We start from the raw sequence: 1,267 nt of genomic DNA, 5'->3' as shown, positions 1-1,267 counted from the left end.
GGCCCGAAAGAAAGGTAGGAGGCCATGACGAAAGGTCTGCACGTGCCTTCCGAGATCGGCAAGCTCAGGAAGGTCTGCCTGCACCGTCCCGGCGACGAGCTCCTCAACCTGCCGCCCGACGAGCTCGAGCGACTCCTGTTCGACGACGTCCCGTTCCTGGAGGTCGCGCAGCAGGAGCACGACACCTTCGCCCAGATCCTTAAGGACCAGGGCGTGGAGGTGCTCTACCTCGAGAACCTCGTCGCAGAGGTGTTCGACCAGGTCCCCGGCGCCCGCGCCGAGTTCACCGACCAGTACATCGCCGAGGCAGGCATCCGCGGCCAGCAGATGCCGCAGATCGTCCGCGAGAAGCTGGACTCCATCGAGGACAACCTCGAGTTCGTCAAGAAGACCATGGCCGGCATGACCAAGGCCGAGATCGACATGCCCCTCACGGCGTCCACGACCCTCGACTCCCTGGTCAACTCCGAGTCCGAGTCCGACCTGATCATCGACCCGATGCCCAACCTCTACTTCACCCGCGACCCGTTCGCGGTCGTCGGCGAGGGCGTCAACCTCAACCGCATGTACTCGGTCACCCGCAACCGCGAGACCCTGTACGGCAAGTACGTCTTCAAGTACCACCCCGACTACAAGGACGTCTCCCTGTACTTCCGCCGCGACTGCCAGTTCCACACCGAGGGCGGCGACGTGCTGAACATCAACGAGAAGACCCTCGCCGTCGGCATCTCCCAGCGCACCCAGGCGGCCGCCATCGACGTCATGGCCCAGAACATCTTCTGGAACTCCGACTCCAAGGTCGAGCGCATCCTGGCCTTCGACATCCCGGTCTCCCGCGCCTTCATGCACCTCGACACGGTCTTCACCCAGATCGACGTCGATAAGTTCACGATCCACCCCGCCATCATGGGCACCCTGCGCGTCTACGAGCTGACCGCCGGCAAGAACCCGGGCGACGTGAACATCCGCCTGATCGAGGACACCCTCGAGCACGTCCTGGAGGACGCCACCGGCGTCGACCAGGTCAAGCTGATCCCCTGCGGCGGCGGCGACCCGATCGCGGCCTCCCGCGAGCAGTGGAACGACGGCTCCAACACCCTGTGCGTCGAGCCCGGCAAGATCTGCGTCTACGCGCGCAACACCGTCACCAACGACGTGCTGTACAAGGAGGGCCTGGACCTTCTCGTCGTGCCCTCCGCCGAGCTCTCTCGCGGCCGCGGCGGCCCGCGCTGCATGAGCATGCCCTTCTGGCGCGAGGACCTCTAAG

The 1,267-nt window shown here is 65.2% G+C and carries 1 protein-coding gene; it reads left to right on the top strand.

Translation table 11 applies throughout. From position 1 onward, the window contains the following. Window positions 1–24: 24 nt before the first annotated feature. Entirely contained in the window at window positions 25–1,266 is a 1,242-nt protein-coding gene (arcA, locus tag DW925_RS10010) for an arginine deiminase (RefSeq protein WP_117584235.1), read from the top strand. The last annotated feature ends 1 nt before the right edge of the window (window position 1,267 follow it).

This window comes from Collinsella sp. AM43-1, assembly GCF_003467925.1.
Classification (GTDB): domain Bacteria; phylum Actinomycetota; class Coriobacteriia; order Coriobacteriales; family Coriobacteriaceae; genus Collinsella.
Note: the sequence above shows the minus strand (reverse complement) of the source record. Positions and strands in the feature narration are given on the sequence as shown.